The organism is Ruegeria sp. EL01 (genome assembly GCF_900313035.1).
Classification (GTDB): Bacteria; Pseudomonadota; Alphaproteobacteria; order Rhodobacterales; family Rhodobacteraceae; genus Ruegeria.
The window spans coordinates 86,920-110,453 of record NZ_OMPS01000044.1; the positions used below are offsets into that span (position 1 = coordinate 86,920).

The following is a 23,534-nucleotide window of genomic DNA, read 5'->3' on the forward strand; positions in this document are numbered from 1 at the left end:
GGGACTGCGCAAATCTCGCGAGCGGTCATTTTGAGTTTCGGGACCTGCGCTGTTCCCAGCAGACTTATCAGGACCAATGATCACTCACGAAAGTGAGACCTCTTTCAATCCGGACCATTCTCATGTATGGGCGCTGCATCTGAGACGTTGTGCCCTGACCCCGGCACTCGAACGGAAGATAAAATGGGGTCGGCGGCAATGGGGCCGCCATGCAAAACGGGAGACCCGCAGGGGCGGGAGTGCTCTCATCTAGGATACGCATATGTTTGATGTAACAAAGAAATCAATTCAGTGGGGCGAAGAGACGCTGACACTGGAAACCGGCAAGGTTGCCCGTCAGGCCGACGGCAGTGTGATTGCCACGCTGGGCGAAACCAGCGTCATGGCAAACGTGACCTTTGCGCGGAAGCAAAAACCCGGTCAAGACTTTTTCCCTCTGACCGTCCACTACCAAGAGAAATACTATGCCGCCGGTAAGGTTCCGGGTGGCTTTTTCAAGCGCGAAGCGCGCCCGACGGAAAAAGAGACGCTGACAGCGCGTCTGATCGACCGTCCGATCCGCCCGCTGTTCGTTGACGGCTTCAAGAACGAAGTTCTGGTGATGTGCACCGTGCTGAGCCACGATCTGGTCAACGATCCCGACATGGTTGCAATGATCGCCGCCTCTGCCGCACTGACCATTTCTGGCGCACCGTTCAGGGGTCCGATCGCGGGTTGCCGCGTTGGCTTCGAGGATGGCGATTACGTCCTGAACCCGACCGTAGACGACATGCAAGACCTGCGCCTGAACCCTGAACAGCGTCTGGACCTGGTTGTTGCCGGCACCAAAGACGCCGTGATGATGGTTGAATCGGAAGCGTACGAGCTGTCCGAGGCCGAAATGCTGGGTGCGGTCAAATTCGCACATGAGCAGATTCAGCCGGTGATCGACCTGATCATTGATCTGGCCGAAGATGCCGCAAAAGAACCTTTCGATTTTCAGCCTGCTGATTACTCGGAACTGTATGAAGCGGTCAAAGCTGCTGGCGAAACCGAGATGCGTGCCGCATTTGCGATCAGCGACAAGCAAGAGCGTACCGCCGCAGTGTCTGCTGCCCGTGACACCATCAAAGCCGCTTTGACCGAAGAGCAGCTGGATGACGCGAACCTCGGATCGGCCTTGAAAAAGCTTGAGGCTGGCATTCTGCGCGGTGACGTTGTCAAAACCGGCAAGCGTATTGACGGTCGTGCAACCGACGAGATCCGCGACATCGTTTCGGAAACCGGAATGCTGCCCCGGACCCATGGCTCGGCCTTGTTCACCCGTGGTGAAACGCAAGCGCTGGCCGTGACCACGCTGGGCACCGGCGACGATGAGCAGTTCATCGACGCGCTGCATGGCAACTTCAAATCGAACTTCCTGCTGCATTACAACTTCCCTCCCTACTCGGTTGGTGAAGCGGGTCGCGTGGGCCCTCCGGGACGTCGTGAGATTGGTCACGGCAAACTGGCATGGCGCGCGTTGCAGGCGGTTTTGCCTGCGGCAACCGACTTCCCTTATACGATCCGTATCGTGTCCGAGATCACTGAATCCAACGGCTCCAGCTCGATGGCTTCGGTCTGCGGTGGCTCCCTGTCGATGATGGATGCGGGCGTTCCGCTGAAATCGGCAGTTGCCGGTGTGGCCATGGGTCTGATCCTGGAAGATGACGGCGAATACGCCATCCTGTCAGACATTCTGGGTGACGAAGACCACTTGGGCGACATGGACTTCAAAGTGGCGGGTACCGAAAACGGCATCACCTCGCTGCAGATGGACATCAAGGTTGCGGGCATCACGCCCGAGATCATGGAGAAAGCCCTGGCGCAAGCCAAGGACGGCCGGATGCACATCCTGGGCGAGATGGGCAAAGCCCTGTCCGAGACCAACGAATTCTCGGTCCACGCCCCGCGCATCGAGACCATGAACATCCCGACTGACAAGATCCGTGAAGTGATCGGTTCTGGTGGCAAGGTCATCCGTGAGATCGTTGAGGTTTCGGGTGCCAAGGTCGACATCAACGACGACGGCGTCATCAAGATCGCCTCGCCTGATGGGGAATCGATCAAGAAGGCCTATGAGATGATCCACTCGATCGTCGCTGAACCGGAAGAAGGTCAGGTTTACACCGGCAAGGTCGTCAAAATCGTCGACTTCGGTGCCTTCGTGAACTTCTTTGGCAAGCGTGACGGTCTGGTGCACGTGTCCCAGATCGAAAACCGCCGCCTGAACCATCCGTCAGACGTTCTGAAGGAAGGCCAGGAGGTGAAGGTCAAGCTGCTGGGCTTTGACGATCGCGGCAAAGTACGCCTGTCGATGAAAATCGTTGATCAGGAAACCGGCGAAGAGATCGCTCCTGAGAAAAAAGAAAAGAAGGAAGAAGGCGCAGAATAACCTGCCCTTCCCCTTCGAGTTTGAAAGACCCCGGTTCTGGCCGGGGTCTTTTTTTTGCATGTAGCAAATCTCAAACGTTAGGCGTGAAGGCAAGGGGCGTCCCAAGCTCAATGCGCGCCACCTCGTCTTCTGTAATGGTTCAACCCCGGCCCAGCTTGTTGCTGTGAACACCGCTAGGCATATGCACGCTATACGCGTATACTCTCAGGACTACTTAAACTTTAAGCTTTCCTGAGGCGTATTACAGCCATGAAGTTTATTACAATTTACCAGATTAACAGCGACCCGTTGAGCAATACAAATGTCACGGTTCTGCAATCCTTTCAGGTTGCGATCACTGATAGTGACGATGCGTTGGAAGATCCTGATGCGGATGGCGGCACGCAGCTTGACGTCAGCGGCGTTCCCGGATTCATCGGCAATTCCACAAACTTCCAGACCTTCGAAACCTATAGTGGAAATGTCGGTGGAAATCCGGTCACCTTCACGCTGCTGCAGTTTTCCAGCCCGCAATACATTGTCGTCACCTCTGGCCAGGTTCAGGTGGGCGAGGTCATTGCCGGTACCAATAATTCGATCAACACGGCCCCACCCGTCGACTACGACACACTGCCGACATTTGTTTGCTTCACCGCAGGCTCGCATATCCAAACACCAACGGGACTGCGTAGGATTGAGACGCTGCACCCCGGTGATCGGGTATATGTCGGCGACGGCAGTATCAAACCTGTTCGCTGGATCGGACGACGGCGATTGTCGGCACCTGAGCTGCAACAGGACCCGCATCTGTGCCCTATTCGGATCAAGAAGGGCAGTTTCGGCGAGGATTGCCCCAGCCGCGACCTTCTGGTCTCGCCCCAACATCGGATTGCGGTCTCCTCAGTGAGGATGGAGCTTTACTACGCTGATCCGGTCATGCTCGCCCCGGCCAAAGGGCTGCTTGATGGTGAGACAATCACTCAGGAGTCACCCGACCGGGGTGTTGAATACATCCATATCCTGTTTGACCAGCATGAATTGGTGAATGTCGAGGGCGTCTGGTCTGAGTCCTTCTTTCCCGGCACCGTAACGCTTGACGCACTGGCCGCAGAAACCAAACGCGAACTGTTCGATCTGTTTCGAGAACTGATGTCCAGAGACACCGGGTACGGAGATACGGCTTTGCCTGTTATGAAACCGTACGAGGCTCGGTTATTGCAACAAGATTTTTCTGTCCTGCAAGGGCATAGGGCGCCCCTGTCGGCGTGACGCTCGGGTTCGCCCAAGTTAGCCTGAGAACGATCTGTATCCGTTTCGACCGGCGCAATGATTTACGAACCATTCAAATGGCAGCATTTGCCTCCGGTTTCACACCTCCGCATAGCGTCGTATTTTAGCACTGGGCATGCGTTCCTTCGTCATCCGCATGTCTACCTGTACAGCCCGGCAGCCCAATCCCAAACTGCTGTGCAGGGACCTACCCAGTGCTGAGCGGTTCGAGGCTGTGGTCGGAACGCGGATCAGATCGCTGATGTCAACGTCCATCGCAAGAGACTGCAACCTCCATTATCCCTTCGCCCTGCAAGCCGCGGAAATCGGCGAAACCCTCGCGCAGAAAGATGCAATGAGCTTAGCAGGGATTAGGGGGCCTATGGCCCCCTTCCATATTACGATGGCGCTTTGGTTTTGCGCAGATAAGGGAAGATCGTCTCGAACTCGCCGAATTTCGCCTTGGCGTCTTCATTCGAAACGCTGGGTGGGATGATGACATCTTCACCCGGCATCCAGTTTGCCGGCGTCGCAACACCCTTTGAGCTCATCTGAAGACCATCCAGCGCGCGCAGGATCTCGGCGAAGTTCCGACCCACTGTCATCGGGTATGTCATCGACAACTTCAGTTGCTTGTCGGGCCCGATGATAAAGACCGAGCGCACCGTGGCGCTGTCGGCTGGCGTGCGGCCATCGGGCAAATAGGCCTCGGCGGGCAGCATGTCGAAGGCTTTGGATACGGCCAAACCGTCATCGGCGATGATCGGGAAGCCGGGGTTGGCTTTGCCGTATTCTTCGATGTCCTTTTTCCATTTTTTGTGGTCTTCGACACCATCCACAGATACGCCGATGACCTTGGTGTTTCGCGCGGCCCATTCATCGTTCAACTGGGCAACCGCCGAGAATTCGGTCGTGCAGACAGGCGTGAAGTCTTTCGGGTGTGAAAACAGGATGGCCCAATTGTCGCCGATCCAGTCATGAAACTGAATGGTGCCTTGATCCGTTTCTGCCGTGAAATTCGGGACCGTATCGTTGATGCGCAAACCCATGGGGCATCTCCTTTCCTGTTAAAAACCGAGTCGGTTGCTGTAAACCTAAACACTTTGTGCGCAGGTTAAACCATCGGTTTGGGGCCGCCGAATTTATTTCGCATTGTTTTGCCTGAAAAAATTTGATCAAATTTTGATCTCTCCCTCTTGCCGGGCGTGCATACCGGTGCCAGAGTGACCGCGAAACCGCCCCAGTGGCTGTATGGTCAGGAGGATCTACCATGATCGAAAAACGCGATTTCTATGTCAACGGACAGTGGGTTGCCCCGTCTGCGGCGAATGACTTCGAGGTGATCGACCCGTCGACCGAAGAGCCTTGCGCGGTGATCTCTCTGGGGTGTGAAGCCGATACCAACGCCGCTGTTGCTGCCGCCAAGGCCGCGCTGCCAGGCTGGATGGCGACACCGGTCGAAGACCGCATTGCCTTGGTCGAAAAACTGATCGGCAACTACCAAACCCGCGCCGAGGATTTGGCACAGGCCATGTCGCATGAGATGGGTGCACCCATAGACATGGCGCGCAACCAACAGGTTGGGGCCGGGTCTTGGCATCTTCAGGGTTTTGTCCAAGCCGCCAAGGCTTTCGCGTTCGAGCGCCCGCTGGGTGATCACGCCCCCAATGATCGTATTATCCATGAGGCGGTGGGCGTTGCGGCCCTGATCACACCGTGGAACTGGCCAATGAATCAGGTCACACTCAAAGTCGGTGCGGCGGCGATTGCCGGGTGCACCATGGTTCTGAAGCCCTCGGAACAAAGCCCGCTGAACGCGATGATCTTTGCCGAGATGATGGATGAGGCCGGGTTCCCGGCGGGCGTCTTTAATCTGGTGAATGGGGATGGTGTGGGCGTTGGTTCGCAACTGTCCGCGCATCCCGATGTGGATATGGTCAGCTTCACCGGCTCAACCCGCGCAGGCACCGCCATTTCCAAGGCCGCGGCGGACACGCTGAAGAAGGTGCATCTTGAACTCGGCGGCAAAGGCGCGAACGTGGTGTTTGCAGATGCCGATGAAAAAGCCGTCAAACGCGGTGTGCTGCATATGATGAACAACACCGGCCAGAGCTGTAACGCGCCCAGCCGCATGCTGGTGCAGCGCCCGATTTATGATCAGGCCGTCGAAACGGCTGCTGAGGTGGCGAACAAGGTTTCGGTCGGCCCTGCGTCAGAGGAAGGCCGCCATATCGGCCCCGTCGTGAACGAATTACAGTGGGGCAAAATTCAGGATCTGATCCAGAAGGGGATCGACGAAGGTGCCCGTCTGGTCGCCGGTGGTACCGGGCGCCCCGAAGGGTTGAACAAGGGCTTTTATGTGCGCCCAACGGTCTTTGCCGATGCAAACAACCAGATGACCATTGCGCGCGAGGAAATCTTTGGCCCGGTCCTGACCATGATCCCTTTCGACACCGAAGAAGAAGCGGTCGAAATCGCCAATGATACGCCCTACGGCCTGACCAATTATGTCCAGACCCAAGACGGCGACCGCGCCAACCGCATGGCACGAACTCTTCGGTCGGGCATGGTTGAGATGAACGGCAAGTCGCGCAGTGCGGGTTCACCCTTTGGCGGCATGAAGCAATCCGGCAATGGCCGCGAAGGTGGTCTGTGGGGACTGGAAGATTTCCTTGAGGTCAAGGCTGTGGGCGGCTGGGCCGCTGAGTAGCACCCCATCTGACGACATAATTGGGCGAGGCGCAGCGTTGTGCCTCGCCCTTTTTTAGGCTGGTCGCACCACCAATTGCGGCTCACCATCAGAGGTGTGTCGTGTGGATCGACCGTCCCACCCGACTTCGCCGGTGACGCGTTGCCGAAGGGCCGAGAAACTGTCGAACCGAACCACATCAACGGGCGCATCGAAATGCAGGGTGACACGTCGATGTGCACCGTCGCCCAGCAGGGTCAGACCACGAATTTCCGCGGTGAAGGGTTGTCCCAGATAGTGCCCAGACACCCGATCACCAACGCGCAGGCGCATCCGGTTTCCGGCCATCGCGTGCAACGTGTTCCAGTCTTTGACCCCATGTTGATGAGCAACCAGCTCAAGCGCTTCGCTATGCGACAGCGCTGTCCCGGCATGGTCGAGTTTTTCGCGCAGCCGTTTGGCCTGCGCCTTCAGCTCCTCAAGCGGAGCGATGTCTTGTAAATGTGTCATGCCTCGTTTCCTTGAACGGGCGCAAAGTCTGGACGGTGTTCGCATTGCCATCCGCGCGCCTGGAAAAGGCAACAGATGCTTGTTCGACCGGGTTTCACCAAAGCCAAATGGCTGCGAACGGCGGGGGACCCGAACCTGCGCAGTTTGTGACACCGAGGGCGCGATCTGTCAATCAGACACCACTGCCTTCAATTCGCTGTCCGGCTCCAGGTGGATCACAAACACCGATCCCGGGTATTCCTTCAGCAAGGCGGCCTCGATATCGTCGCAAATCTCATGCGCGGCGGCAACCGACATGGTGCCAGCGACAACAAGATGAAACTCGACAAAAATGATGCTGGCCGATCTGCGCCCGCGCAGGTCATGATACTCCAGCGCCGGGCCAAGGTTGGAATCGATGGCGTTGCGCACGGACTGTAACTCGGCCTCGGACAAGGACACATCCATCAGCCCGTCCACCGAGGAGCGGATGACCTTCCAGCCCTCCCAGAGGATGTTCAGGGCAACCAGTATCGCGAGGATCGGATCAAGGATCAGCCATCCGGTTGCCATGGCAAACAACAACCCGATCACAACTCCGACCGAGGTTATGACATCGGTGAAGATATGCTTGGCGCTGGCCTCAAGCGCGGGGGACCGGGCGCGCCGGCCAACCCGAAGCAGGACGAATGCCCAAGCGCCGTTCAGACAGGTTGCAATCGCGTTGATCGCGATACCCAGAAATGGCGCGTCGCTTAGATGGGGCGAGGCAAGCGCAGCCGTGGCTTCGCGTATGATCAGAAGGGCCGCCAGCACAATCAGAATACCTTCGACCACGGCCGAGAGATACTCGGCCTTTTTGTGCCCGAAGGGGTGTTTCTTGTCCGGGGGTTTTCCGGAAATCCAGACCGCGAAATAGGCCAGCGACGCCGCCGCGACATTCACGATGGTTTCCAAAGCGTCCGAGAACAGGGCAACCGACCCGGTCAACCACCAGGCCAGAAGTTTCAAAGCCAGAATTACGATGGAAACCGGAATGGCCAAGGCGGCGAAAGTCCGGGGTGTCAGCTGAGTGTCCTGCGTCATTGCCCATGATGTAACACAGGAATTCCCATCGCGCGCCGCCTTTTTGGCAGCGCCTAAGCGTCAGCCTGCGCCGCCTCATAGGCCAACATCGCGCGTTTCACAGGCAGGCCCCAGTGATAGCCGCCCAGACCGCCGGATTTGCGCAAGGCACGATGGCAGGGGATCAGCCAGCTGACCGGGTTTCGACCTACGGCGGTGCCCACGGCCCGCACCGCCTGTGGCGATCCGACCCGCTGTGCAATCTCGGAGTAGGTGGTGACCTGACCGGACGGGATGTGCATCAGCGCCTCCCACACTTTGATCTGAAGGGGGGAGCCGATCAAGTAGAGCGGTGTCGTCTCAAGCCGGTCGCTGGCCGATCCAAAGGCGCTGAGCACCCAGGGGCGCATACGCATCGGATCTTCGACATACGCGGCGTTGGGCCAGCGTGAAAGCATATCTTCCATGGCAGCTTCCTCGCCGGATTCAGCCCCGAAGGCGATGCCGCAGATACCCTTGTCTGTGCCCATGACCAGCGCCGGACCAAAGGGGCTTTCGAACCAACCCCAATAGATCGTCAGCCCGCCGCCCTTACGGGCGTATTCGCCGGGGCTCATGGATTCCCATTTCACGAACAGATCATGCAGGCGTCCACTGCCGGACAGGCCGACATTATGGGCGGTTTCCAGCGTGCTGAAGCGTTCGCGCAGCAGCGCCTTGGCATGGCCCAACGTCAAGTATTGCTGGTACCGCTTTGGCGACACCCCGGTCCAACGCGAAAACAGGCGTTGAAAATGCGCCGGGCTCATATCCATCTGACGCGCCAGCTCATCCAGGCTGAGCGGTTCGGCGCTTTCATCGATCAGATCGATGGCGCGGCGCATCACGTTAAAATGGTAACCGGTCTCTGGGGTCTGGACGTTCATGGTCGCACTCCTTTACCCGATCAAAACTAACTGATCCGATCCGAAGTGCGACCCGATTCTTGCGCTTTTGACCGGTCAGACGGCAGGCATCAGCGTATAGGGCTCAGCATCTTCCGGCGGGGCGACTTTTTCCATCAGGTTGATACTGACATGGGGCCAGCGGATCAGACCGGGTTGGCCATCAAACCGAGGGAAGAAATCGAGGCCAACATTTTGCAGATACATCAACATCAGTTTCGGCTCACCGCCGATGCCGGGTTCATCCAGCTCAAGAATCCAGAAGATCGAATCCATGACCGCCGCATTGGCCTGTTTGACGATGAACGGGATGTTGACGATACCCGCATCCTGAAGCGCGGTATTGAACGGCAGCACGGTCGTGCGTTTCACATTACCTGGCATACCTGCCTGCAGCAGCAGCTGCGGATGCACCGGATCGAACCCTGGGAATCCAGGGGCCGCGATGGTGCCCTTGAACGGGTTGTCATGATAATGGAGGTAAGGTGCCAGATATCCGCTGTTCAGGTCTTTGGTCGCGCCTTCAGGCAGGCCGTCTACCGCGGGGATGGTAGGTGGTCCGTCCATAATGGCAGACTCCCCCAGCCCCAACAGGGAATCCCCGTGCGGCACCGTCCCAAGACGCGCCACATCTAGATTGTCAGTCGTGAAGTTGGTCATATGCAGGAACAGCCCGGGTTCATGATGGATCGCCAAATCCGCGGGTCCGGCCAGACCGCTGTCGGGGCGATCTTCAGCCGCAAGCTGTGCGATCGATTGCTGATAATCCAGCGTGACGACAAATTGGTCGGTGTTGATCGTTAGATCGCCCGTGGCCGGGTTTGGGCGCTGAATACCACGGTTCGGGACCGCCTTGTCCACCGTGGTGAATTGCAGCGTTTCCTCAAATTGATTGACCAGCAGACGATAGTTGATCCGGCTGTCGGGCTCGGTCGCAAAGGGCAGCGCAATCATGTTCCAGCCGCGCCCCCGGGTGCTGTCCGCATTCTTCCAGACACCCGGCAAAAGCTTCATTGGGCCAAGATCTTCGTCACCCTGATGGGCCAATTCAACAGACCGGTAACGAGATTGCATTTTCTGGGCGAGTTCGGGATTAGCCATAGCTATGCCTTTCAATAACAATGAAATGTTCCGCAAATGCGGTAAAAAATGCGCCTAAAAATACGAATAGCGCAGACATAATGTACCACAGAAACCTGAGTTCTGCGCGCAGCGGGTGGTAGCTGGGCAGATTCTTGCCCGTGTCCTTGTCCGAACATCGGGTTGCCCTGCCTCGAAATCCGTGCATACCGTCCCGCATGGCCAAGCAACTTGACTATCACACGATCCGCGAGATCTTTACGCGTTTTCAGGACGCCGATCCCGAACCCAAGGGCGAGCTCGATCATGTAAACGTCTACACGTTGGTCGTTGCGGTTGCCCTATCGGCCCAGGCCACGGACGTAGGTGTCAATAAAGCCACGCGCGAGTTGTTCAAAGTCGCCGATACGCCGCAAAAGATGCTGGATCTTGGCGAAGAAGGACTGATCGAGCATATCAAAACGATCGGCCTGTTTCGCCAGAAGGCCAAAAACGTGATCAAGCTGAGCCGTATTCTGGTCGAAGACTATGGCGGCGAGGTGCCCAATTCCCGTGCAGCGCTGCAATCACTGCCTGGTGTCGGACGGAAAACCGCGAATGTGGTTCTGAACATGTGGTGGCGACAGCCGGCACAGGCAGTGGACACCCATATCTTCCGTGTCGGCAATCGTAGCGGCATTTGCCCGGGAAAAGACGTTGAAACCGTCGAACGAGCCATCGAAGACAACATCCCGGCCGATTTTCAGCTGCACGCACATCACTGGCTGATCCTGCACGGCCGCTATCACTGCAAGGCGCGCAAGCCGCAATGCCCCACCTGTATCATCCGCGATCTCTGCGAATTTGAGGACAAAACCCAATGAAAACCTACCAACTGACAGGCATCGGAAATGCCGTTGTGGACGTTATTTCTCAGGCCGATGACAGTTTTCTGGAATTGATGGGCATTGAAAAGGGCATCATGCAGCTGATCGAACGGGATCGCGGTGAGGTTCTGTATGCCGCTATGGAAAGCCGGGTTCAGACACCCGGCGGTTCGGTTGCCAACACGATTGCAGGTGCCGGCGCGCTGGGTCTGGACGCCGCGTTTATCGGACGGGTGCATGACGACGCGCTGGGCCGGTTTTATGCGGATGCGATGAACCAGGATGGCGTGGATTTCGTCAACCCTCCGGTACCGGGGGGTGAATTGCCCACGTCCCGCTCGATGATCTTCGTGTCACCCGACGGTGAGCGTTCGATGAACACTTATCTGGGGATTTCGTCCGAGCTTTCGTCAGAAGACGTGGCCTGTGACGTGGCGGGCAACAGCCAGATCATGTTCCTTGAGGGGTATCTGTTCGACAAGGAAAAGGGCAAAGCCGCATTCCTTGAGGCGGCCCGCAACTGTCACAAAGGTGGCGGCAAGGCTGGTATTGCCATTTCCGATCCGTTCTGCGTCGAACGTCACCGGGTCGATTTCCTGCTGCTGATCGAAAACGAGTTGGATTTTGTGATCGGCAATGAGGCCGAGATCAAATCGCTGTTTGAAACTGACAATCTGGAAGAGGCATTGGCAAAAACGGCCGAGATCTGCCCTCTGGTCGTGTGCACCCGGTCTGGCGATGGTGTGACGGTTCTAAGCAAAGACAGCCGTATCGACGTTCCCGTTGAAAAAGTCGTGCCGGTGGATGCGACGGGTGCTGGCGATCAGTTCGCCGCCGGATTCCTGTTTGGCATGGCCACAGGCCGGGATTATGAGACTTGCGCGCGCATCGGCAATGTCTGTGCCCGCGAAGTCATCAGCCACATCGGACCACGTCCCGAGGCGAATATGCTTGAGCTGCTGCGAGGCGAAGGGTTGCTTTGACGCCCGGCGCAATTGTGCGCGTTTGGGAGAGGGCGCAAAGCCCTCTCCAATTGCTAGGCTCTATCCTTGCGTGAACAGGGCCATCCAAATGCCTGCAAACATCAGTATTCCGCCAAAATTCACCCATGTGTGCCAAATCGCATACCGGAAAGGCAAAGCCTTTTGGGCGTAAAATACCGTGCCGATGACATAACAGGCGGCCCCACCCATGATGCACCACAAAGTGGCGATGGGTACGGTTGTCAGATCGGGTATGGCACTTAATCCGATTGCCCCTAATCCAAGATAAGAAGCCGTCGACCATCGGGACTTAACCATTTCGTTTGTGATTTTGTTCCACACCGCCGCCGCGGTCAGGCCCCAACACACCCAAAGCAAGGTCAAGGTCCAGGTCGTGCCCGCCAGAACGAAGAACGGCGTGAATGTCCCACAAATGCTGGGATAAATCGCAGCGTGATCAACACGCCGCAGCAGTTTGCGATTTTGATGCAAGCCTGAGAAGTGGTAGGCGCATGAGGCCAAGTTAGACGCGAGCGCACACAAAACATACACAACGACTGCAAACACCAACCCGCCTTGAAGATTGATGTAGGATTTCGAGATAAGCAAGCCGCCAGCCGACAGGATCAATACCAGTCCAATCGCATGGACAACCATATCAGCGCGACGATGAGAGATAACCAGGCTTGGGTAGGTCGTTTGGGTCATGGCGAAATCTTAAATGGGATGTCTTGCGCTAAATGCTGACACCTTAGATGTCCACAGTTTCCGGAGCGTCAGTGACAAGTCAGACGACGCGAGTGAGGGAGTGTTGCTAACCCAGATAATCGCTGAACTCGGCAACCACCCGCGTATAAACGTCCCGCTTGAAGGGCACGATTTCTTCTACCAGACGGTCTTGGTCCTGCCATTTCCAGCGGGTGAATTCCGGATGATCGGTTTCAATGTTGATCTGGTCGTCGCGTCCGGAAAAGCGGAGCAGATACCACTTCTGTTCCTGCCCGCGATAACGGCCCTTCCAAATCTTCGGGACGATGTCATGGGGCAGATCATAGGGCAACCAGCCTTCAGTTTCAGCGATGATCTCGACCAGATCGGCAGTCACCCCAGTTTCTTCCCACAATTCGCGCAAAGCCGCATCGCCCGGGGCTTCGCCCTTGTCGACGCCACCCTGAGGCATTTGCCAGGCATCTTTCGGCCCGTCATTGCGCATGCCCACAAAAATCTTGCCCTCGGCATTCATCAACATCAACCCGACGCATGGGCGGTAAGGGAGTTTGGCGATCTCGTCCGGGGTCATCCGTGGCCTCATGGGTTGTTTGGTTAACCTGTAGCAAGCGCGGCGACGCCGCAAAAGGGTGTGACGTTAGGTTTCGCGTGACAACGTTTACGTGCACGTCAATTTATGGGGCGAATTCGTAGGGAGAGTTTGCGAAATGACTGCGTACCCGAACATGCTGGCCCCGCTGGATCTGGGCTTTACCACGCTGAAGAACCGCGTCCTGATGGGCTCGATGCATACCGGGTTGGAAGAAACCGGCGATTGGAACCGTGTGGCCGAGTTCTATGCCGATCGCGCGCGCGGGGGTGTCGCACTTATGGTGACCGGGGGCATTGGCCCGAACCTTGAGGGTTCGGTCCTGCCAGGGGCCTCGATGATGACAAATGATAAGGAAGTCGCCAACCATTCCATCGTGACAGAACGTGTGCATGACGCGGGCGGCAAGATCGCGATGCAGATCCTGCATGCGGGGCGCTATGCCTACGGACCAAAATGTGTGGCCCCCAGCCCGGTGAAATCCCCGATTTCCCCGTTCCCACCGCATGAGTTGGACGAAGACGGCATCGAAAAGCAGATCAGCGATATCGTCAACGCCGCCGTTCTGGCCCAGAAGGCAGGTTATGACGGGGTCGAGATCATGGGGTCCGAGGGGTATTTCCTGAACCAGTTTCTGGTGACCCACACCAACAAACGCACGGACCGCTGGGGCGGGTCTTACGAGAACCGGATGCGCCTGCCCATTGATGTGGTGCGCCGCACGCGCGAAGCCGTGGGAACGGATTTCATTATCATCTACCGCCTGTCGATGATCGATCTGGTGCCCAATGGGTCAACTCATGACGAAGTTGTTGAGCTGGCCAAACGGATCGAAGACGCCGGCGCCACCATCATCAACACCGGCATCGGCTGGCATGAGGCGCGGATCCCGACGATTGCAACCAGCGTCCCGCGTGCGGCCTTCGCTTGGGTGACAAAAAAGTTGATGGGCAAGGTCTCGATTCCGGTGATCACGTCCAATCGCATCAACACGCCCGAAGTCGCAGAAGAGGTGCTGTCGACCGGCTGCGCTGACATGGTTTCGCTGGCGCGCCCCATGCTGGCCGATGCGGATTTCGTCAACAAAGCGATGTCTGGTGAGGGTGCGAAGATCGCACCTTGTATTGCCTGCAATCAGGCCTGTCTGGATCACACCTTCAACGGCAAACTGACCTCGTGCCTGGTCAACCCGCGCGCCTGTCATGAGACCGAGCTGGTGATTGGCAGCGCCAGCACCGCGAAAAAAGTAGCCATCGTTGGCGCCGGTCCGGCAGGCCTGTCCACCGCCATGACCGCAGCCCAGCGCGGCCACGACGTCACGCTGTTCGACCGCGCCGATGAGATCGGCGGACAGTTGAACATGGCCAAACAGGTGCCAGGCAAGGAAGAATTCTGGGGGCTGGTTGATTGGTACCGCACCATGATGGCGGATCTGGGCGTCAGGGTCGAACTCGGCCGCGAGGTTGTCGCAGACGACCTGACCGGTTTTGACGAAGTGGTAATCGCCACTGGTGTCACCCCGCGCGATCCGCAGATACCGGGGCAGGATAGCGACAATGTCTTGAGCTATATTGATGTGCTGCGTAGCAAAGCCCCAGTTGGCAAATCGGTTGCCGTGATCGGCGCGGGCGGCATCGGTTTCGATGTGTCCGAGTTCTTGCTGGAAGACGGTCACAGCCCAACGACCGATCTGCCGCTATGGATGAAAGAATGGGGTGTGACCGACCCGGAGGAGCATCGCTCGGGTCTGGCACCGGAAGGGCCACAACCCGAGGCACCTGCACGTCAGGTCACGCTCCTGCAGCGCAAGGTACAGCGTCACGGTAAGGGGCTGGGCAAGACGACTGGCTGGATTCATCGCGCGACATTGAAGATGAAGAACGTCAACTTTGTCGGTGGCGTGAACTATGAACACATCGACGAGGACGGCTTGCATATCAGCTTTGGCGAAGAACGTGCCGACCCCACCGTGGTTGCGGCGGATACGATTGTTCTGTGTTCCGGTCAGGTCTCGGATCGCAGTCTGGCCGACGCGCTGATCGAGCGCGGGGTAACACCTCATGTAATTGGTGGGGCTGACGTGGCGGCTGAACTGGACGCAAAACGTGCCATCAATCAGGGCACGCGGTTGGCGGCAACTTTCTAAGCTTTCAGGGCAAGACCTCATCGGACTGGCAGCCTGAAGGCTGCCAATCCTTGCTTAATTCTCCCGTTTGGCGTGAACTCGACGCGATCAACATGCGTCACACACCACAGGACAATGAGCCAGAAGCAGTTCGAGCCGCATCGCAGGAACCTACCGATCTTGGCGGGCCAAGGCGCGTTTGCCGTCATGGCCTGGTCCATGGCCAGCCCGCCAATTGTTCTGACATTTCTTGCGGTGTCGTTGGACCTTCCCGTCTTTCTCGCAGGGCTTCTGGTGACTATTCGGCACGCGGCCGGCACGCTCTCAGACATGTTTCTTGCGCAGTCGATCGCCCGGCTTCCGAAAAAGAAGGCTGCCATTGCCCGTACCGATCTGGCAGTTGCTGTCTGCTTTCTGCTTGTCATTCTCGCCGTCATCTATGGGACCAGACCAATGGTCACCGTCGCATTTGTCGTCGGAATTTTTGTCATCGGCGTTCTGGGAGAGATCAAGAGCCTGATGATCATTGATTTCATCAGCGACAATCTGCCCTCAAAAGACAGGATGCGCATCAGTTATACACAAAAGGCACTTGGTGGGGCGGCGACGATTGCCATTGCGCTGTTGCTGCATCAGTTTTTTCAGGACGCCCCTGCCCTGACGCGACACAGCATGGTGATAGGGTTCGGAGCAGCATGCTTTATCCTTTCAGCACTTTTCATGATGACCTTGCAGGAGAGGCAACCTGATCAATCAGTGAGACCAGCGCCGCCCTCTTCCTCACGCCTGGACAATATCAAGACCTACTGGCACGAAGCCAAGACGCTGCTGGATGAGCGTTGGTTCCGGCGGTATGTCCTGATCCGGCTCACCTTTGTTCTGACCGGCCTGTCGGTTCCGTTCTACGCGCTGCTTGCGGCAGAGGCGCACCACAGTTCGGCACAGGGTTTGACAGCGCTCGTTGTGTCGTCGGCAGCCGCATTGCTGGTAGCAGCGCCCCTCTGGCGGGCGCTCAGCGGTTACTCCAATCGGATAGTCATGGTCGCCGGGGCCTCGATGGTTGCCATAACCGGCGCGGGCTTAGTGGCGATACATCATTGGGGATTTGATCACAGCGTGCACCTGCATGCGATAGCGTTGTTTGTCGTAACGGTTGCCGTCACCGGGCTGGGTAGCGCCCGGGGGCTCTACTTCATGGACATCGCGCCGAAGCCCCAACGGATCGCGGCGCAAGCGATCTCACAAACGCTGGTGCGGCTTGCCATCGTCGCCATCTCAGCTGCGCTTGCGGCGATTGCCCACATGAATGAGATCGTGTGGGCTGTTGCCGCAATCTCGGCCGGAAGCCTGCTTGCGGTAGTCGCCATCCTGTCCTTTGTCGAACCAAGTGAGCAAAAGGTTAAACAGCAAGAAGAGAAAGCGACATGATCACGGCACCTGCGCCCGGTCTGTCAGGCCGTAGTCGCGGATCACAGAGGCCACCCGCAAGCGGTACCCCGCGAACAGCCCCGACCGCCCTTGCGATTGGGCGGAGCGATGTTGCGTGAGGTGCCGCCATTCCGCAACCGCATCCTCATCTCGCCAAAAGGACAGCGACAAGTACTTGCAGGGATTTACGAGACTCTGAAAGCGTTCAACAGAAATGAAGCCCTCGATCTGATCCAGCATCGGGCGCAGGTCGGCGGCGATATCCAGATAGGTCTGGGTTTCGCCGTCGGCGGGCTCAACTTCGAATATGACAGCGATCATGACGGATCCCCGTGTGGCGCCGAGGCGCATGTAAGCCAGGTTCGATCCTCGCGCAGGATGAACCGTTCTTTCTGCGCAAAGGCATAGTTTTCCTTGCCCAACGGGTCGGCGCTGAGACGCGCGCGATAGGCTTCGTATTCGGCAAGGCTGGGAACATCGTAGATGCCATAGGCCAGTGTCGATGACCCTTCGTACGGGGCGAAATAGCCGATCAGGTCGGCACCACAGCGCGGGATCGCTCGGCCCCAGTTTTGGGCATAGGTGTTGAACTGCGCTTTCTTGGTTGGGTCGATCTGGTAGCGAATGATACAGGTCAGCATTGAAGCCTCCGATTGTTGACCAGTTCAGAATACACTCTTGGCTGACGTATATGTTTCGACTATGATCGAACCATGAAAGACGGACCGGATATTGCCCAGATGGCCGCGCTGATTGGTGATCCCGCGCGCGCAAACATGCTGACAGCCTTGATGTCAGGCAAAGCTCTGACAGCCGGAGAGTTGGCACGCGAGGCGGGGATCAGCCCGCAAACGGCAAGCTCGCATCTGAAAAAGCTGCTGAATGGCGGGCTGTTGCATCTGCGGGGACAGGGGCGTCACAAGTATTACGGCCTGTCCGGTGAGGATGTCGCGCAAACGCTGGAAAATCTGATGGGGCTGGCCGCGGGACGCGGGCACCTTCGCACCCGAACCGGACCCAATGACACCGAAATGCGTGACGCGCGTGTGTGCTATAACCATCTGGCGGGCAGTAAGGGCGTACAGTTGTTTACCTCAATGCGGACACGTGGGTTTCTGGACGCCTCCGCAGACACTGTGGTTCTGACTAATCCCGGTGCTGAATTCAGTACCACGTTTGGGATCGATCTTGACGCACTTGGCAAAAACCGCGCGCCCCTGTGTCGACCCTGCCTGGACTGGAGCGAGCGCCAGACCCATCTTGCGGGCAAGCTCGGACGTGCCATGCTGGCGCGCATGGAAGACATCGGATGGGTATCGCGAAAACCAGACAGCCGCATCATCCGGTTTTCCCGCGCAGGCGCGCAAGCCTTCGACAAGCAATTCGGAGTGTGACGGCTATTCGACCGTGATCGTAATCACCTCGGACACAATCGGTGTTGCATGGGGCACGTGACCAGCATCGCCCAGCACAAGCTGTAGCGTATGTGGACCTGGCGCAAGATCCAGCGTCACTTCGGTCTGACCACCGCCAAAATGGATGTGATTGTCATCTGCGGGCAAGCCATAGGCCAACTCATCAGCGCCATCTTCCCCCTCACCCAAAGGTGGACGGTCGATCAGCAAATGGTGGTGGCCAGTGTTTTCCTTCTCGGTTCCTGCTGGTGCGATCCCCATGCCAGTTAAGCCGAATACGACGGTGACCGGCGATTGAACGGTGTCACCATCCGACAGATTCACAAAATAAACCTGTGCGTCCGGGTTAGATGGCGTTGATCCCCCGGCCATGGCAAAGGTGGCAGATAGACATAAGGCAATGGTGATGAAAATGGCTTTCATGATTTCCTCCCTGGACACGAAAATGCCATTCTCAGCATAGCACGTTTGGACAAAAGTCCAGTAAACCCGCACCTATTAGGCTTTTGGGCAGGTTTGGAAATCACTGTTTCCGCGTTTCCCATCTGCAAACGATCCGATTCAAAACCCTGATATTATCCCATGTCTGCCCCGTTTCCGCCCAGATTGAGCGGCAAGTTCAGTCACGAAAGCAAGACCTGGGGTACGAGAATGGACCGACTGACCGAAATGGAAGCCTTCGCCAATGTGGTGGACCAGGGTGGCTTCACCGATGCGGCCAAAAAGATGGGCATCTCCAAATCGGCCGTGTCCAAGCACGTCTCGAGCCTTGAGGCACGTCTTGGCGCACGTCTGCTAAACCGGACGACGCGCCGCGTGTCGCCGACCGAGATCGGGCTGGCCTATTACGACCGCGCACGTCGCGTGTTGAATGACGCTGGCGAAGCGGATTCGCTGGTGACCTCGATGCAATCAGCGCCGTCTGGCCTGTTGCGGATCAGCGTTGCGACCGATTTTGGCGTCAATCACCTGTCTCCGGTCCTGTCGAATTTCCTATCGGCCTATCCCGATATCACCGTGAACATGGTGCTGAACAACCGCTACGTCGAGCTGATTTCTGAAGGGTTTGACGTGGCCGTGCGCATTGGCGAGCTGGAAGACAGCACCCTGCGCGCACGCAAGCTGACCGAAACTGTCAAACGAATGGTCGCGGCCCCGTCTTACATCGAAAAATTTGGACGCCCGCAAAAGATCGACGATCTGAACGAGCATAAGCTGCTGCATTACTCCAGCCAGTCATCAGGCAATGTATGGAAACTGACCGCGCCCTCGGGCGAAAAGCGGCAGGTTCGCACGGCCGGTTGGCTCAGCGTAAATGACGGTCAGTCGCTGTTGAATGCGGCAATCTCTGGGTTGGGAATCGCATATCTGCCCAGCTATTTATATGCGGATGCGCTGAAATCCGGACAGGTTCTGGATGCGATGCCATCCCTGCCTGATGAGGTTCAGGGTGTCTATGCGGTTTACCCGCCCGGTCGCTTTACGCAGCCCAAAGTACGGGCATTCATTGATTTCCTTGTCGAGTCCTTCAACGAAAAGGGCCCGATGGATTGGTAATTTCTCCCGGTGGACTGGCCCGCACTTCGGTGCGGGTCTTTTTTTGTCTGCCCGTTTTGGAGAAAGGTCAGTTCAACAGCAACACCGCCTCGACCCGACGATTCAGATCCCGCCCTTCGGCGGTTGCGTTCGATGTGATGGGGGCCAGATAGCCAACACCCTGCGCCTCGATCCGGTCGGCTGCTACGCCATGCGCATTGATCAGCCGGGTCCGCACGGCCTGTGCGCGGCGGGTGCTGACGGAAGTATTCGCCTGCAGATCACCGGTATCGTCCGTGTGACCCACCAAAGCGAGCCGCGTGCCCGGGTTTTCAGCTAGGAAACCAGCCAGAAGGGTCAAAGACGCAAATGGTCCATCACCCAACGCCACTTCGCCTGTGCGAAAATGAAGATCATCCAGAATGACGTGGCCGGTGCGTTCAAACCCGGCCAAAAGACCACCCGTTCCATCAACGGTCTGCTCAATCACAACAGGGGTCGGGCTTGGCCCACTCAGGGGCGTGACGCGGATCATCTGAACATAGCCGTCTGGCGGGTTGCGACTGACCAGAAGGCTCAGTACTTCGGACCCTTTGGTAGCGGACAGAAATCGATAGTCCTGAATGGCGACGTACATATCCGGTGTCGGAATCACCTCGGTGCCGAACCGAAAATCGAACCCTCCACAGGTGCGGGCTTCGCATTCAAAAACAATGTCGAAACCCTGTGCTTCGATTTGGTCCCGCAAAGGGGCCAAAAGCTGCAGCGTGGTGCTGGACCCAGCCTGCAACCGCCAGGAAAACCGTTCAACGCGACCTTTCAAGATGCGGGCGGGCACAGCACCATCAGCAAACGGACCTGTCGGCAGATCGTAGCTATCCAACGGCGAAATCCGTTCACTGATCTGTCGCGCGCTAGCGGGCAACGTCAGATCCTGCGCGGCTACGGGTCCGGCCAATATCAGGGCACAAAGGGTGAGAAATCGGATCATCGAAATTGCGCGTGATACTCTTCGTTTGGAACCATCGCTGTGGCACTGGCCACCCGGTTCGACATGTTGAAAAAGCCAGTCACATTGGCGATGTCCCATATATCGCGGTCACTAAATCCCACATCGCGCAGGCGTTGCCGGTCTGGCTCTTCGATTGCAGCACTGGCTGTGGTCATCCTGGCTGCAAAGTCCAGCATCGCGCGCTGACGGTCATCCAGCGGAGCGACCCGATAATTCATCACCAGCATCTCACCCAGTTGCGGATTGCCCGACAACTGCCGTACCGCCGCACCATGGGCAACAAGGCAGTAGAAACACTTGTTGATAGACGACACGACCACGGCGATCATCTCACGTTCCAGCTTGGACAGACCGCTGTCTGCCAGCATCAGATCGTTGTACATCGCCGCAAAAGCGTTCAGCTTTTCGATGTCGAACGCATTGGCCTTAAGCACATTGGGCACCATGCCCAATTTCTCGACACAGATGTCAAAATACTTCTGCGTCTCGGGCGGCAGCGGGTCGACCATGGGCAGGTCCAGCGCGGTGGGCATGTCTTGTATTGTCACGACGATCTCTCTCCTTCGACACGCTGACGGTAATGGTATTCTCCGACGATCTCCATCCCGAGCGCGCGGTAAAGACCATTGGCTCCGTCATTGGCTTTGGTGCAGATCACGCTAAGCGTCTGGGCGCCATTGTCCATCGCCCAGAAGGCCGCAGCACGCATGGCCCACTGCCCCAATCCCTGTCGGCGGTGATCGGGCAGGATTTCCAGCGCATGCAACATCGCGACATCCCCGTGCATCGCAACAAACGCGGTGCCACAGGGCTGATCGTTGTGACGCAAAAGGAAGCCCGTTTTGGGGTCTTTGGCACGCTCCATGATCGCCACACGTTCAGGTCCTATCCCCCCCGACCCCCAGATTTCACGCATGATCACCAGCGGTTCCCAGATTGAAAAAACTGTGACCCGGGGGATGGGTTGATCGGTCAGGCGGGTCACTGGGCAGGAATAGATATTGACCGGGTCCAGGATGTCATACCCCCGCTCGGCAAGCTGTGCATCCAGTGCCTCGTCACCCGGACGCAGGCAGAAAATACGCTTCTGTCCCATTCCAAGCATCGCGGCCTCGGCAGCGTCGATGTCTGGATCAGCCGCAGCGTCCAACGGGTTGGCTGCTGACACACGCGAGCCGCCGCCCTGTCCTTCGCGCAATTGAAACGGACCCAGCGTTTCATATCTGGCGGCAGGCCAAGTGCCGTCAACGATGTCGGCCCAATTCGGGCTCACAGCTGCAGTTCTTTCGCCAACCGGGTCATGGCCACGTCGATCCGCGCGCCATCAGTGCCCCGGACAACCACATTGGCCCCAAACACTCCGTTGGTCTGAAACGGATAGCACCCGATCGAAAGGTCGTCGAACGCACCGGCCAACGCAGACAGTGTTGCGGCGATATCGCCCTCACCCCGGTTCACGCGCAGGGTTTGTGACAACAATGGGCTGCCGCCGGTCAGTTTTGGCAGTACGCTCGCAACCATCGCCTGAAACACCAACGGGACCCCAGCCATCACATGCACATTTTCTATGGTGAACCCGGGCGCGGTCGAGACTGGATTGTCGATCAAAACCGCCCCATCCGGAATACGGGCCATACGCAGTCGCGCGGCGTTCAGTTCCAACCCGGAGTTGTCATAGTGGGCTTGCAGCAACGCGCGGGCGTCGTCGCGCACATCGATATGCGCCCTAAAGGCCCGGGCGATGCAATCAGCCGTTATATCGTCGTGGGTCGGACCGATGCCACCACTGGTAAACACGTGGTCATATGTTTCGGACAATGCTTTGGCCGCCGCTTCGATGGCGGGGGCATCGTCACTGACGATGCGAACTTCGCTCAGGTCGATGCCTTGTTTGGTCAGCTCGCCAGCCAGATAATGCATATTGGCGTCGCGCGTACGACCCGACAGGATTTCGTCCCCGATCACCAGCATGGCTGCGGTAGGGTTTGACATGGCCTGTCCTTTCTTGCTGCGACGTGTAAGCAAGATATCCGTCCTGACTGGCCTCGCAAGGTCCCTTTGTTGGTGGCGCGGGGTTTCCGCTGGCAATTTCACGACTGAAATCCATTTTGCGGGCGCTGTCTCTGGTTGGCGCTGCGGGCCTGACCCTTTCCTTGCAGGCGGGTGCGCGCTAAGGCGGTGGGTATGAAGTTTCCCACGCCGCTTGTCTCCGCCCGCCTGATCCGCCGCTACAAACGCTTTCTGGCCGATTGCACGCTGGAAGACGGGCGAGAGGTGACGGCCCACTGCGCCAATCCAGGCTCAATGCTGGGATTGGCTGAGCCGGGGATGAAGATTTGGCTGGAGCCAAATGACGATCCCAAGAAAAAACTGAAATACGGCTGGCGGCTGGTCGACCACGAGAACGGGCATTTTACCGGTGTCGACACCTCTGTTCCCAACAAAGCCCTGCGTGCCGCGCTTGAAGCAGGTGAGATTGCCGAACTGGCCGCTTATCAAACTGTGCGACCCGAGGTGAAATACGGCGAGAACAGCCGCATCGATTTCTTGCTGACCCAACCGGGACTGCCGGATGCCTATGTTGAGGTCAAAAGCGTCACCCTATCGCGCCAACCCGGTCTGGCCGAGTTTCCCGACAGCGTCACCGCCCGCGGCACGAAGCATTTGGGGGAACTGGCGGCGATGGCCCAACAAGGACATAGGGCGATCATGTTGTATCTGGTTCAACGCACGGGTTGCGATCGATTTGCACTGGCAGCAGACATTGACCCGACCTATGCGGCGGCATTTGAGGTGACACAGGCGCAAGGTGTAGAACGGCTGATCTATGGAGCTCGAATTTCTCCCAAGGAAATTGAGATAGACGACCGATTGATTTCAGGCAAACCGCTGTGAACTTGCGCTTAAGTCTTTTTGACGACTG

Annotated in this window: 24 protein-coding genes; 10 read left to right on the plus strand and 14 right to left on the minus strand. The window is 57.6% G+C overall.

Annotated features, from left to right (window positions below; genetic code table 11):
• Positions 1 to 262: 262 nt before the first annotated feature.
• Together pnp and D9K61_RS18545 are read left to right on the plus strand one after the other, a co-directional pair.
• The gene (gene pnp, locus D9K61_RS18540) at positions 263 to 2,413 is read left to right on the plus strand and encodes a polyribonucleotide nucleotidyltransferase (protein ID WP_120634681.1); all 2,151 of its coding nucleotides are present in this window, start codon (positions 263 to 265) and stop codon (positions 2,411 to 2,413) included.
• 249 nt (positions 2,414 to 2,662) lie between these two features.
• Complete coding sequence (locus D9K61_RS18545) at positions 2,663 to 3,661, plus strand: Hint domain-containing protein (protein ID WP_120634682.1); 999 nt, start codon at positions 2,663 to 2,665, stop codon at positions 3,659 to 3,661.
• Positions 3,662 to 4,059: 398 nt separating this feature from the next.
• Here the strand turns inward: D9K61_RS18545 and D9K61_RS18550 are convergent, their stop codons facing one another.
• Positions 4,060 to 4,710: a peroxiredoxin gene (locus D9K61_RS18550; RefSeq protein ID WP_120634683.1), complete on the minus strand. Its 651-nt coding sequence runs from the start codon at positions 4,708 to 4,710 to the stop codon at positions 4,060 to 4,062.
• Between the two features lie 221 nt (positions 4,711 to 4,931).
• Between D9K61_RS18550 and D9K61_RS18555 the strand changes: the two genes are divergently transcribed.
• Entirely contained in the window at positions 4,932 to 6,371 is a 1,440-nt protein-coding gene (locus D9K61_RS18555; RefSeq protein ID WP_120634684.1) for an aldehyde dehydrogenase family protein, read from the plus strand.
• 54 nt (positions 6,372 to 6,425) lie between these two features.
• Here the strand turns inward: D9K61_RS18555 and D9K61_RS18560 are convergent, their stop codons facing one another.
• From D9K61_RS18560 to D9K61_RS18575, 4 genes are all read right to left on the minus strand, one after another.
• On the minus strand, positions 6,426 to 6,860 hold the full coding sequence (locus tag D9K61_RS18560; RefSeq protein ID WP_120634685.1) for a glyoxalase superfamily protein: 435 nt from the start codon (positions 6,858 to 6,860) through the stop codon (positions 6,426 to 6,428).
• Between the two features lie 168 nt (positions 6,861 to 7,028).
• Positions 7,029 to 7,925 (minus strand): cation diffusion facilitator family transporter, encoded by an 897-nt coding sequence (locus D9K61_RS18565; RefSeq protein WP_120634686.1) that lies wholly within the window; start codon positions 7,923 to 7,925, stop codon positions 7,029 to 7,031.
• A gap of 53 nt (positions 7,926 to 7,978) precedes the next feature.
• Entirely contained in the window at positions 7,979 to 8,830 is an 852-nt protein-coding gene (locus tag D9K61_RS18570) for a bifunctional helix-turn-helix domain-containing protein/methylated-DNA--[protein]-cysteine S-methyltransferase (RefSeq protein ID WP_120634687.1), read from the minus strand.
• Positions 8,831 to 8,905: 75 nt separating this feature from the next.
• A complete protein-coding gene (locus D9K61_RS18575; protein WP_120634688.1) occupies positions 8,906 to 9,949 on the minus strand; it encodes a heme-binding protein in 1,044 nt (347 codons plus the stop codon).
• Positions 9,950 to 10,146: 197 nt separating this feature from the next.
• On the opposite strand from D9K61_RS18575, the gene nth reads away from it, so the two are divergent.
• Together nth and D9K61_RS18590 are read left to right on the plus strand one after the other, a co-directional pair.
• Positions 10,147 to 10,791, plus strand: a complete 645-nt coding sequence (gene nth / locus D9K61_RS18585) for an endonuclease III (protein ID WP_120634690.1) — start codon at positions 10,147 to 10,149, stop codon at positions 10,789 to 10,791.
• Positions 10,788 to 11,777, plus strand: a complete 990-nt coding sequence (locus D9K61_RS18590) for an adenosine kinase (protein ID WP_120634691.1) — start codon at positions 10,788 to 10,790, stop codon at positions 11,775 to 11,777. The genes nth and D9K61_RS18590 overlap by 4 nt, the downstream gene beginning before the upstream one ends.
• A 60-nt stretch (positions 11,778 to 11,837) precedes the next feature.
• Here D9K61_RS18590 and D9K61_RS18595 read toward each other — a convergent pair whose 3' ends face one another.
• Both D9K61_RS18595 and D9K61_RS18600 read right to left on the minus strand, forming a co-directional pair.
• Positions 11,838 to 12,485, minus strand: coding sequence for a hemolysin III family protein (locus D9K61_RS18595; protein ID WP_120634692.1), 648 nt, complete (start codon positions 12,483 to 12,485; stop codon positions 11,838 to 11,840).
• 106 nt (positions 12,486 to 12,591) lie between these two features.
• Positions 12,592 to 13,077 (minus strand): RNA pyrophosphohydrolase, encoded by a 486-nt coding sequence (locus tag D9K61_RS18600; RefSeq protein WP_120634693.1) that lies wholly within the window; start codon positions 13,075 to 13,077, stop codon positions 12,592 to 12,594.
• Positions 13,078 to 13,213: 136 nt separating this feature from the next.
• Here D9K61_RS18600 and D9K61_RS18605 point away from each other — a divergent pair, with 136 nt between their 5' ends.
• Together D9K61_RS18605 and D9K61_RS18610 are read left to right on the plus strand one after the other, a co-directional pair.
• A complete protein-coding gene (locus D9K61_RS18605; RefSeq protein ID WP_120634694.1) occupies positions 13,214 to 15,241 on the plus strand; it encodes an NADPH-dependent 2,4-dienoyl-CoA reductase in 2,028 nt (675 codons plus the stop codon).
• Between the two features lie 114 nt (positions 15,242 to 15,355).
• Positions 15,356 to 16,648, plus strand: a complete 1,293-nt coding sequence (locus tag D9K61_RS18610; protein WP_120634695.1) for an MFS transporter — start codon at positions 15,356 to 15,358, stop codon at positions 16,646 to 16,648.
• Here D9K61_RS18610 and D9K61_RS18615 read toward each other — a convergent pair whose 3' ends face one another.
• Both D9K61_RS18615 and D9K61_RS18620 read right to left on the minus strand, forming a co-directional pair.
• Positions 16,649 to 16,969, minus strand: coding sequence for an antibiotic biosynthesis monooxygenase (locus tag D9K61_RS18615; protein ID WP_120634696.1), 321 nt, complete (start codon positions 16,967 to 16,969; stop codon positions 16,649 to 16,651). It abuts the gene before it with no gap.
• A complete protein-coding gene (locus D9K61_RS18620) occupies positions 16,966 to 17,289 on the minus strand; it encodes an NIPSNAP family protein (RefSeq protein ID WP_120634697.1) in 324 nt (107 codons plus the stop codon). Before D9K61_RS18620 ends, D9K61_RS18615 begins: the two co-directional genes overlap by 4 nt.
• Positions 17,290 to 17,361: 72 nt before the next feature.
• On the opposite strand from D9K61_RS18620, the gene D9K61_RS18625 reads away from it, so the two are divergent.
• On the plus strand, positions 17,362 to 18,042 hold the full coding sequence (locus D9K61_RS18625) for a helix-turn-helix transcriptional regulator (protein WP_120634698.1): 681 nt from the start codon (positions 17,362 to 17,364) through the stop codon (positions 18,040 to 18,042).
• A gap of 3 nt (positions 18,043 to 18,045) precedes the next feature.
• Here the strand turns inward: D9K61_RS18625 and D9K61_RS18630 are convergent, their stop codons facing one another.
• Positions 18,046 to 18,486, minus strand: coding sequence for a DUF4399 domain-containing protein (locus D9K61_RS18630; RefSeq protein ID WP_120634699.1), 441 nt, complete (start codon positions 18,484 to 18,486; stop codon positions 18,046 to 18,048).
• Between the two features lie 228 nt (positions 18,487 to 18,714).
• On the opposite strand from D9K61_RS18630, the gene D9K61_RS18635 reads away from it, so the two are divergent.
• Positions 18,715 to 19,620 carry a LysR family transcriptional regulator gene (locus D9K61_RS18635; protein WP_120634856.1) on the plus strand — a complete coding sequence of 302 codons (906 nt, stop codon included), beginning with the start codon at positions 18,715 to 18,717 and terminating at the stop codon, positions 19,618 to 19,620.
• A 67-nt stretch (positions 19,621 to 19,687) separates the two neighbouring features.
• Here D9K61_RS18635 and D9K61_RS18640 read toward each other — a convergent pair whose 3' ends face one another.
• From D9K61_RS18640 to D9K61_RS18655, 4 genes are read right to left on the minus strand one after another with little or no spacing between them, the layout of a single operon-like run.
• Positions 19,688 to 20,590, minus strand: coding sequence for an OmpA family protein (locus D9K61_RS18640; RefSeq protein ID WP_120634700.1), 903 nt, complete (start codon positions 20,588 to 20,590; stop codon positions 19,688 to 19,690).
• The gene (locus tag D9K61_RS18645; RefSeq protein ID WP_120634701.1) at positions 20,587 to 21,144 is read right to left on the minus strand and encodes a peroxidase-related enzyme; all 558 of its coding nucleotides are present in this window, start codon (positions 21,142 to 21,144) and stop codon (positions 20,587 to 20,589) included. The genes D9K61_RS18640 and D9K61_RS18645 overlap by 4 nt, the downstream gene beginning before the upstream one ends.
• 11 nt (positions 21,145 to 21,155) lie before the next feature.
• Entirely contained in the window at positions 21,156 to 21,884 is a 729-nt protein-coding gene (locus tag D9K61_RS18650) for a GNAT family N-acetyltransferase (RefSeq protein ID WP_120634702.1), read from the minus strand.
• A complete protein-coding gene (locus D9K61_RS18655) occupies positions 21,881 to 22,603 on the minus strand; it encodes a molybdopterin-binding protein (RefSeq protein ID WP_120634703.1) in 723 nt (240 codons plus the stop codon). Before D9K61_RS18655 ends, D9K61_RS18650 begins: the two co-directional genes overlap by 4 nt.
• Before the next feature lie 192 nt (positions 22,604 to 22,795).
• Between D9K61_RS18655 and sfsA the strand changes: the two genes are divergently transcribed.
• Complete coding sequence (gene sfsA / locus D9K61_RS18660) at positions 22,796 to 23,506, plus strand: DNA/RNA nuclease SfsA (protein ID WP_120634704.1); 711 nt, start codon at positions 22,796 to 22,798, stop codon at positions 23,504 to 23,506.
• The last annotated feature ends 28 nt before the right edge of the window (positions 23,507 to 23,534 follow it).

Excerpts from the sequence above, each read along its gene's own strand:
- D9K61_RS18630 (WP_120634699.1), bottom strand. The coding sequence starts at position 18,486 with ATGAAAGCCATTTTCATCACCATTGCCTTATGTCTATCTGCCACCTTT.
- D9K61_RS18590 (WP_120634691.1), top strand. The coding sequence starts at position 10,788 with ATGAAAACCTACCAACTGACAGGCATCGGAAATGCCGTTGTGGACGTT.
- sfsA (WP_120634704.1), top strand. The coding sequence starts at position 22,796 with ATGAAGTTTCCCACGCCGCTTGTCTCCGCCCGCCTGATCCGCCGCTAC.
- pnp (WP_120634681.1), top strand. The coding sequence starts at position 263 with ATGTTTGATGTAACAAAGAAATCAATTCAGTGGGGCGAAGAGACGCTG.
- D9K61_RS18610 (WP_120634695.1), top strand. The coding sequence starts at position 15,356 with ATGAGCCAGAAGCAGTTCGAGCCGCATCGCAGGAACCTACCGATCTTG.
- D9K61_RS18635 (WP_120634856.1), top strand. The coding sequence starts at position 18,715 with ATGGACCGACTGACCGAAATGGAAGCCTTCGCCAATGTGGTGGACCAG.
- D9K61_RS18615 (WP_120634696.1), bottom strand. The coding sequence starts at position 16,969 with ATGATCGCTGTCATATTCGAAGTTGAGCCCGCCGACGGCGAAACCCAG.
- D9K61_RS18570 (WP_120634687.1), bottom strand. The coding sequence starts at position 8,830 with ATGAACGTCCAGACCCCAGAGACCGGTTACCATTTTAACGTGATGCGC.
- D9K61_RS18645 (WP_120634701.1), bottom strand. The coding sequence starts at position 21,144 with ATGCCCACCGCGCTGGACCTGCCCATGGTCGACCCGCTGCCGCCCGAG.
- D9K61_RS18600 (WP_120634693.1), bottom strand. The coding sequence starts at position 13,077 with ATGACCCCGGACGAGATCGCCAAACTCCCTTACCGCCCATGCGTCGGG.
- D9K61_RS18560 (WP_120634685.1), bottom strand. The coding sequence starts at position 6,860 with ATGACACATTTACAAGACATCGCTCCGCTTGAGGAGCTGAAGGCGCAG.
- D9K61_RS18555 (WP_120634684.1), top strand. The coding sequence starts at position 4,932 with ATGATCGAAAAACGCGATTTCTATGTCAACGGACAGTGGGTTGCCCCG.
- D9K61_RS18640 (WP_120634700.1), bottom strand. The coding sequence starts at position 20,590 with ATGATCCGATTTCTCACCCTTTGTGCCCTGATATTGGCCGGACCCGTA.
- D9K61_RS18625 (WP_120634698.1), top strand. The coding sequence starts at position 17,362 with ATGAAAGACGGACCGGATATTGCCCAGATGGCCGCGCTGATTGGTGAT.
- D9K61_RS18595 (WP_120634692.1), bottom strand. The coding sequence starts at position 12,485 with ATGACCCAAACGACCTACCCAAGCCTGGTTATCTCTCATCGTCGCGCT.
- D9K61_RS18565 (WP_120634686.1), bottom strand. The coding sequence starts at position 7,925 with ATGACGCAGGACACTCAGCTGACACCCCGGACTTTCGCCGCCTTGGCC.
- D9K61_RS18545 (WP_120634682.1), top strand. The coding sequence starts at position 2,663 with ATGAAGTTTATTACAATTTACCAGATTAACAGCGACCCGTTGAGCAAT.
- D9K61_RS18550 (WP_120634683.1), bottom strand. The coding sequence starts at position 4,710 with ATGGGTTTGCGCATCAACGATACGGTCCCGAATTTCACGGCAGAAACG.
- D9K61_RS18655 (WP_120634703.1), bottom strand. The coding sequence starts at position 22,603 with ATGTCAAACCCTACCGCAGCCATGCTGGTGATCGGGGACGAAATCCTG.
- D9K61_RS18605 (WP_120634694.1), top strand. The coding sequence starts at position 13,214 with ATGACTGCGTACCCGAACATGCTGGCCCCGCTGGATCTGGGCTTTACC.
- nth (WP_120634690.1), top strand. The coding sequence starts at position 10,147 with ATGGCCAAGCAACTTGACTATCACACGATCCGCGAGATCTTTACGCGT.
- D9K61_RS18620 (WP_120634697.1), bottom strand. The coding sequence starts at position 17,289 with ATGCTGACCTGTATCATTCGCTACCAGATCGACCCAACCAAGAAAGCG.
- D9K61_RS18575 (WP_120634688.1), bottom strand. The coding sequence starts at position 9,949 with ATGGCTAATCCCGAACTCGCCCAGAAAATGCAATCTCGTTACCGGTCT.